We start from the raw sequence: 8,355 nt of genomic DNA on the forward strand, positions 1-8,355 counted from the left end.
ACAATACGGTAGCAATGACCGGGGAGATGGGCATTCGCGGAAGGGTGAAGCCGGTCGGCGGCGTGGTAGCGAAGGTGGAGGCGGCTTTGCAGGCCGGCGCCACGACGGTGCTTGTGCCTAAGGACAATTGGCAATCGCTGTTCGCCGATTTGGCGCAGGTACGCGTCATTCCCATTGAGACCGTGGAAGAGGCATTCCGCCTTCTATTCGGCGCCCATCTCGAAGATGTCCGGCTGTCCGCTGTTGCCGGAGACACTTTTGCGGCGCCTCCAGCGCTGCTTAAGGCGGATGCTTCAGGAGAAAGCGCCAATCTGTAAACCATACCAATTTCTCAAGCTGCCGGTCGGTTCCGGGATCGGCTTATGCAACTTCTGCGCCAACTGGCCGCCTTGTGTGCGGTCAGTTGGTGTTTTGATGGCGCTTTTGATAGAATAAAGAACAAAAGAAATGACATACACAAGAGCGATTGGAGGTTCGAAAGCGATGGTATCCAAACAGACAAAAGGTCGTCGTTTTCCTTTATTGCCGCTCAGGGGTCTCCTTGTGTACCCAAGCATGGTCCTTCATTTGGATGTGGGTCGCGAGAAGTCAGTGAAAGCGCTGGAAAAAGCGATGGTCGAAGATAATCTGATCCTCCTCTGTTCTCAATCGGAAGTCAATATTGAAGAACCGGGTCAAGAAGATATTTTTCGGGTAGGTACAGTTGCGAATGTGCGGCAGATGCTGAAGCTCCCCAACGGCACGATTCGCGTGCTTGTGGAGGGCGTTGAGCGGGCCGAGATCATACACTATTTGGATAATGAGGAGTATTACGAGGTCATGGCGCGCGAGCTTCCCGAGCAGCCTGACGATGATCCGGAAAGTGATGCGCTGATGCGCACTGTACTGAACCAATTCGAGCATTATATTACCTTATCCAAAAAGGTGACGCCGGAGACGCTCGCAGCCGTATCGGACATTGAGGAGCCCGGGCGCCTTGCCGATGTCATTACAAGCCATCTTGTGCTGAAGATTAAGGATAAGCAGGAAATTCTTGAGACGATCGACGTGCGCAAGCGTTTGGAGAAGCTGCTTGATATTCTGGGCAACGAGCGTGAGGTGCTGGAGCTGGAACGCAAGATTAACCAGCGCGTCAAGAAACAGATGGAAAAGACGCAGAAGGAATACTATTTGCGCGAGCAGATGAAGGCGATCCAGAAGGAGCTTGGCGATAAAGAAGGCCGGGCCGGTGAAGCCGAGGAGCTGCGCGCCCAGGCGGAGGAGAAGGATCTGCCGGAGCGGGTCAAAGAGAAGATTGACAAGGAAATCGACCGGCTTGAGAAAATGCCTGCAAGCTCTGCGGAAGGCGGGGTCATCCGCAATTACGTGGAAATGCTGCTCAGCCTTCCCTGGAATGAATTCACCGAGGATGATCTGGATATCGCCAAGGCGGAGCAAGTGCTCGACGAAGACCACTACGGGCTGGATAAGCCGAAAGAGCGTGTGCTGGAATACCTGGCCGTCCAGAAGCTTGTCAAAAAGCTGAAAGGCCCGATTCTTTGTCTTGTCGGCCCTCCGGGGGTCGGTAAAACTTCGCTGGCGCGCTCGATCGCGCGCTCCTTGAACCGCAAGTTCGTCCGCATCTCCCTCGGCGGCGTGCGGGATGAGGCGGAGATTCGCGGCCACCGCCGCACCTATGTCGGCGCGATGCCCGGACGGATCATCCAGGGTATGAAGACGGCGGGTTCGCTTAATCCCGTCTTCCTGCTTGATGAGATCGATAAGATGGCTTCCGATTTCCGCGGAGACCCTTCTGCGGCGCTGCTGGAAGTTCTGGACCCGGAACAGAACAACACGTTCAGCGATCACTTCGTGGAAATTCCGTTCGATCTGTCGAATGTCATGTTCGTGACGACGGCCAATGCCGTGCACAATATCCCCCGTCCGCTGCTTGACCGGATGGAGATGCTGTACATCCCCGGCTACACGGAGCTTGAGAAGCTGCAAATCGCAAACCGCTATCTGCTGCCGAAGCAGATGAAGAATCACGGTCTGGAAGAAGGCCAACTGACGATTGAGGAAGGTACGCTATTGTCAGTCATCCGGGAATACACGAGGGAATCCGGTGTCCGGAACCTGGAACAGCAGGTTGCTGCGCTCTGCCGGAAGGCGGCCAAGCAGATTGTGTCGGGAGAGAAGGAGAGCGTCAGCATCTCCCCCGCCGATATCAAGGATTACCTCGGAACGGCCAAATACCGTTACGGGATGGCGGAGCTGGAAGACCAAATCGGTACGGTAACCGGCTTGGCCTGGACCGAAGTGGGCGGAGATACGCTGCTGATTGAAGTGACAGTTGTTCCGGGGAGTGGCAAGCTTATTTTGACCGGTCAGCTGGGCGACGTTATGAAGGAGTCGGCACAGGCCGCCTTCAGCTATACGCGTTCCAAGGCGGAAGAGTTTGGCATCCCGTCCGATTTTTACGAAAAGAACGACATTCATATTCACATTCCCGAAGGAGCGATTCCGAAGGATGGGCCTTCGGCGGGCATTACGATCGCAACCGCGCTCGTATCGGCCCTCACCAAGCGCCAAGTCTCGAAGGATGTTGCGATGACGGGAGAGATCACGCTGCGCGGGCGGGTGCTGCCGATTGGCGGACTTAAGGAGAAATCGCTTGCCGCCCATCGCGCCGGCTACAAGAAAATCCTGCTCCCCAAAGATAACGAGCGGGATTTGAAGGAAATCCCTGAGAGCGTGAAGAACGACGTGGAATTTGTGCCGGTCTCTCATATGGATCAGGTGCTGCATCACGCGCTTGTGGCCAAGATCGCGGATCAGGTCGTCCAAAGTTTGCAATAGGTTTTTAGAAAGGAAGTCCGATGAAAGTAACCAAAGCCGAATTTGTCATCAGTGCCGTCGGCCCAAATCAATACCCTGAAGACGCCTTGCCGGAGATTGCTCTGGCAGGGCGCTCCAACGTGGGGAAGTCGTCCCTGATCAACCGAATGATTAGCCGTAAAAATCTGGCCCGCACCAGTTCCACTCCGGGCAAGACACAGCACATGAACTATTACCGCATTAATGATACGATGTATTATGTCGATTTTCCCGGCTACGGTTACGCCAAAGTATCCAAGGTCCAACGGGCGGCCTGGGGCAAGATGGTGGAGAAGTACTTGGCCGAACGCGAGACGCTCAAGCTGGTGCTGCTCGTGGTTGACCTGCGCCACCCTCCAACCGCAGACGATAGGATGATGCATGAATGGCTGAAACACTATGACATCCCAATGTGCGTCGTCGCAACCAAAGCCGACAAAATTCCAAAGACCCGTCTGCCAAGGCATATCAAGATTGTGAAAGAGACGCTTGGGATTCTTCCCGGTGAGAGCTTTATTCCGTTCTCTTCGGAGCTCGGTCTTGGAAGTGACGAGCTGTGGGCGCTGATTGAAAGCCAGATTGCTTCCGGAGAGCAAGCAGAGGAAGAACAGGATAAAGAGAACCGCAGCTGAAGGCTGCCCGATCTATTTTGTAAACGTCAGGTTGCTCCGGAACACAGCGAACTATAACCTAAAACACTTGATAACCATGCGTAGGCGTGGTTATTTTTTACTTATTTATAATTATTCTAATTTCATATATAATTCATAAAGAGACAAAAGAAATGTCTCGTCGTGTGATATACTTAACATAGTGATTGTGTATGATGTGATTTGGTAACGAATTAAGACTAGGATGGTGAACTTATAGATGCACATCGTCGCCGTTGGCTTGAACTACCGTACAGCGCCTGTCGAGGTGAGGGAGCAGTTTGCTTTTGCGGAACAGGATCTGCCGGCAGCGCTTCATCAGCTGATGCGGACGAAGAGCGTGCTGGAGGGGGTCATCGTCGCCACCTGCAACCGTACGGAAATTTACGTGGTTGTGGATCGTCTTCATATGTGCGGACATTTTCTTCGCAGCTTTATGGAGCAGTGGTTCGGCGTAAAGAGCGAGCAATTTACACAGCATATGTATAAATACGAGGACGAAGAGGCGGTCCAGCATCTGTTCCGGGTGACCTGCGGACTGGATTCGATGGTAATCGGCGAGACGCAGATTTTGGGACAGGTTCGCAGCGCTTTTTTGACCGCTCAGAGTGAGGGCGCGACGGGAACGTGGTTCAACCGGCTGTTCAAGCAGGCGGTAACCGTGGGCAAGCGGGCGCACAGCGAGACGTCGATCGGCGAGAGCGCGGTATCCGTCAGCTACGCGGCGGTTGAGCTGGGGAAGCGTATCTTTGGCATGTTTACCGGCAAAAAAGTGCTGATCCTCGGCGCGGGCAAAATGAGCGAGCTGACGGTCAAGCATCTGTACGCGAGCGGCGCGGCGGAAGTGATTGTCGCGAATCGCACCCTTGCGCGCGCTACGGAGCTGGCGGAGAAGTTCGCGGGCCGTCCATGCACGCTGGAAGCAGCGGCCTCACGTCTGCACGAGTTCGACATCGTGATTAGCTCGACAGGGGCGGAAGGCTACGTGCTGACGGCGGACAGAATCGCGGATAGCATGAAGAACCGCCAGTCCCGTCCTCTGTTTATGATTGATATTGCGGTTCCGCGTGACATTGATCCGTCCGCGTCTGAGCTTCCGAATGTGTTTCTGTACGATATTGACGATTTGGAGGGCATTGTGGAGAGCAATATGGAGATGCGGCGCGGCGAAGCCGCGAAGATCGAAAGGTTGATTGCGGAGGAGAGCGACAATTTCCAGCATTGGCTTAAGACGCTGGGCGTGCAGCCGGTCATTCGGGCGCTGCAGGAGAAATCAAACGCTATACATGAAGAAACGCTGGAGAGCTTGTTCAACAAGCTGCCTGAACTGGATGAGCATCAGCGCAAGATTATCCGCCGGCTGACTAAGAGCATTGTGAACCAGATGATGCATGATCCGATTAATGTCATCAAAGAACTGTCCGGCGACAAGAACGGAAACGAAGCGCTTGAGTTTTTTACGAAGATTTTTGCGCTTGAGGACCGGCTAGAGCCTGAATCGGAAAAAGGGAGCGCTGCTCCCGAGAGAAACCGCAAACCGGCGGACACGCTGCCCGGCAGTGGAAACGCCGCTCTGCCGAAGAGCGCTTTTGCTCCGGCAAGCCTCTAAAGGAGGCCAGCGATATGCGTTACCTGAATGGAATATATGACGCAGCCCTGCTGCTCTATGCCCTGAGCCTGCTGTTTTATTTCCTGGATTGCCTTGAGCGGAATCCGGATCGGAAGCGGTTAGGCACGGGGCTTCTTGTTTTTGTCGGCCTGCTTCAGTCCGCAGGTCTTGGTATACGCTTTTACGAGGAGCAGGGGCTGCCGATTTTTACGCCGTACGATTTTTTGTTCTGGTTCTCCTTCAGCATCGTGCTGATTTCACTGGCTCAGTCCTTTATGCGGCGTTCCGAATTCACGGTGCTGCTGCTTAGCGTAGCGGGTTTCAGCGCTTTTCTGCTTAACCGGGTGTGGCTGACGGCGGAGGACCATACGCTTCAGAGCTGGAAGGCGGTACATGGCTGGCTGGCTATGCATATTATTCTCGCCAACCTGAGCTTTGCCGCGCTGACGCTGGGTGCTGTGTTCGGAGTCATGTACCTGTTCCTGCATACCAGGCTGAAGCGCAAGAAATGGAATGACCGGGTGAGGCGTCTGCCAAGTCTGGAAGTTCTGGACAAATATGCTCACACATCCGTGCTTGCTGGGACGCCGCTGCTCGCGGTGTCGCTAATAGTGGCCGGGATCTCGATAGTCTCCGAAGGGCGTCTGCCGCTGTTTCAGGATTTAAAAGTGCTGTCCACGCTTATCGGGCTCGGCATTTATATTTCCTATCTTATATTTAAGCGCTTTGGCCGGCGCAGCGGAATTGTCATGGCGCGCTGGGCAGTCTCGGGCTACGGATTTATCATCCTTAATTTTTTGCTGAATTCGTGGTCTGATTTTCATCGTTGGGGCGGGGGCTGAGATGATATGACGGTGTATTTGCCGATTATGCTGGATTGCCGGGGAAAGCATTGTGTAGTGGTCGGAGGAGGAAAGGTAGCTGAGCGTAAGACGCTGGGGCTGCTCGAGGCCGGAGCGGCGGTTACGATTATTAGCCCTGCTCTGACGCCGCGGCTGGCGGAACTGTCGGACAATGCGTCAGTGGTCTGGCTGAACCGCAACTATGCTCCCGGGGATGCCCGAGGAGCTCTTCTTGTCTATGCGGTAACCGACGATCCGGCGGTTAACGAGGAAGTGGCGCGCGAAGCGGACAGTCTGGGTGTGCCGGTAAATGTGGGCAGCCATGCGGAAGCTGGAAGCTTCATTACGCCGGGCGTGCTGCGCCGGGGACGTCTGACGGTGGCGGTGTCGACCTCGGGTGCGGGACCCGGTATTACCGCAGGAATCATGAAGCTGATCGAGGAAATACTTGGCGAAGAGTATGAAGCCTATCTGGATTTTATATATGAAATGCGCCAGGAGATCAAGCGGCAGGAACAGTCACCGGAGGTCCGGAAGCGTCTGCTGAAAAGGCTCGGGACATTAAATGTGCTGGACGAAATTAGGGGCGGCGCTTTTACAGCATGGGATTCGCAACAGATCAAGACCTGGATCGCACAACATCGGGAGGAGTAAAAGAATGCGAACGATTATTGTAGGCAGCAGACAAAGCGCGCTGGCGTTGACACAGACCGGCCAGGTCATTGACGATTTGAAGCGGCTCTGCGCGGAGCATAGGTTCCCTTTCACATTTGAGGTGAAAAAAATCGTCACCAAAGGCGACCGCATCCTTGATGTTACGCTGTCCAAGGTGGGCGGCAAAGGGCTGTTCGTCAAGGAGATCGAGCAGGCCATGCTGGAACGGGAGATCGACATGGCTGTGCACAGCATGAAGGATATGCCCTCCGAGCTGCCGGCGGGTCTCGTCAACGGCGCGGTTCCCCGGCGCGTCGATCCCAGAGACTGCCTGATTACCCGCAGCGGCAAGGGGCTGGCCGATCTTCCTTCGGGAGCGAGGGTTGGCACGAGCAGTCTGCGCCGTTCCAGCCAGCTGGCGGCGCTGCGGCCGGATCTCGTAATCGAACCGGTGCGCGGCAACATCGACTCCAGGCTGCGGAAGCTTGCGAGCGGTGAGTATGATGCGATTCTGCTCGCGGCGGCTGGCCTGACTCGTATGGGCTGGCAGGACCGTGTGACGGCTTACCTGCGGCCCGAGGAATGTCTGCCCGCTGTGGGGCAGGGCGCGCTGGGTATCGAATGCCGCGAGGAGGATGCCGAGCTTCGCAAGCTGCTTTCATTGTATAATGATGAAGAGACTGCGCTCACGGTCGCTGCGGAACGCCGTTTTCTTGGCGTGCTGAACGGGGGCTGTCAGGTGCCGATTGGCGCTTTTGCCACGCTGGAGAGCAGCGGAGAGGATAGCGCGGCCATTGGCCGAGGTGTGGATGCCCTGGACTCCGGACTGACCGGAGAACAGAGAGAATCCACTGCGGCATCCGAGGGGAACTCGGCGGCAGAGAAGGCGGCGGGCAGCCGGAGCATCACGCTTACCGGTATGGTCGGAACGCCGGATGGAGCCGTGATTTTGAAAGAGAGCTGCACGGGCACCGACCCGGTTCAGGTGGGCGAAGAGACGGCGAGACGGTTGATTGCCAAGGGAGCGGAGAAGATTTTGGCAGAGCTAAGGGGTTGAGTTGAGAGAATGGCAGGCAAAGTGTATTTGGTGGGCGCGGGCCCTGGGGATGCAAAGCTCATCACGATCAAAGGCATGGAGTGTATCAAGAAGGCGGATGTGCTGGTCTACGACCGGCTGGCAAGTCCCAGGCTGCTGAAATGGATGCCCCCCGGCGGAGAAAAGATCTATGTGGGCAAGCTTCCGGACCGTCATACGATGAAGCAGGAGGAGATTAATCAGCTGCTCGTCGATCTGGCGCTTCAGGGCAAGACGGTAGTGCGGTTAAAAGGCGGCGATCCGACGATTTTTGGTCGGGTAGGCGAGGAGGCGGAGCTGTTACGAAAAAACGGCATTTCCTACGAGATCGTTCCGGGCATCACATCGGCGATCAGCGTGCCGGCTTATGCCGGCATCCCGGTTACCCACCGCGATTACGCTTCTTCGCTGTCGATTATTACCGGGCACGAAAGCCCGGACAAGCTGGACCGCTCGATTCATTGGGATAAAGTAACGAATGCCACGGGCACGCTTGTCTTCCTAATGGGGGTCGCCAAAATCGGTTATATCAGCGGCAATCTGATCAAGCACGGCCGCCCGCCGGAGACGCCGGTGGCGCTGGTGCGCTGGGGGACGCGCGCGGAGCAGGAGACGCTGATTGGCACGCTCGCCGATATCGAAGAGAAAGTGAAGGCGGCGAATTTCGGC

General features: G+C 55.7%; 8 protein-coding genes. All 8 read left to right on the forward strand.

Going from position 1 to position 8,355, the window contains the following annotated elements; translation table 11 throughout:
* The coding region (locus L691_RS30060) for a S16 family serine protease (RefSeq protein WP_036738105.1) at nucleotides 1-317 on the forward strand (317 nt) is incomplete at its 5' end.
* 166 nt (nucleotides 318-483) lie between these two features.
* On the forward strand, nucleotides 484-2,838 hold the full coding sequence (gene lon, locus L691_RS0124365) for an endopeptidase La (RefSeq protein WP_025692854.1): 2,355 nt from the start codon (nucleotides 484-486) through the stop codon (nucleotides 2,836-2,838).
* Nucleotides 2,839-2,858: 20 nt separating this feature from the next.
* Entirely contained in the window at nucleotides 2,859-3,488 is a 630-nt protein-coding gene (gene yihA, locus L691_RS0124370) for a ribosome biogenesis GTP-binding protein YihA/YsxC (protein WP_025692855.1), read from the forward strand.
* 238 nt (nucleotides 3,489-3,726) lie between these two features.
* The gene (gene hemA, locus L691_RS0124375) at nucleotides 3,727-5,115 is read left to right on the forward strand and encodes a glutamyl-tRNA reductase (RefSeq protein ID WP_025692856.1); all 1,389 of its coding nucleotides are present in this window, start codon (nucleotides 3,727-3,729) and stop codon (nucleotides 5,113-5,115) included.
* A gap of 14 nt (nucleotides 5,116-5,129) precedes the next feature.
* Nucleotides 5,130-5,957: a cytochrome c biogenesis protein CcsA gene (gene ccsA / locus L691_RS0124380; protein WP_025692857.1), complete on the forward strand. Its 828-nt coding sequence runs from the start codon at nucleotides 5,130-5,132 to the stop codon at nucleotides 5,955-5,957.
* A 6-nt stretch (nucleotides 5,958-5,963) separates the two neighbouring features.
* Nucleotides 5,964-6,611, forward strand: a complete 648-nt coding sequence (locus L691_RS0124385; RefSeq protein WP_025692858.1) for a precorrin-2 dehydrogenase/sirohydrochlorin ferrochelatase family protein — start codon at nucleotides 5,964-5,966, stop codon at nucleotides 6,609-6,611.
* Between the two features lie 4 nt (nucleotides 6,612-6,615).
* Nucleotides 6,616-7,668: a hydroxymethylbilane synthase gene (gene hemC, locus L691_RS0124390; RefSeq protein ID WP_025692859.1), complete on the forward strand. Its 1,053-nt coding sequence runs from the start codon at nucleotides 6,616-6,618 to the stop codon at nucleotides 7,666-7,668.
* A gap of 9 nt (nucleotides 7,669-7,677) precedes the next feature.
* On the forward strand, nucleotides 7,678-8,355 hold a 678-nt coding region (gene cobA, locus L691_RS0124395), incomplete at its 3' end, for a uroporphyrinogen-III C-methyltransferase (protein WP_025692860.1).

It is taken from the genome of Paenibacillus zanthoxyli JH29, from assembly GCF_000520715.1.
Classification (GTDB): Bacteria; Bacillota; Bacilli; order Paenibacillales; family Paenibacillaceae; genus Paenibacillus_AQ; species Paenibacillus_AQ zanthoxyli.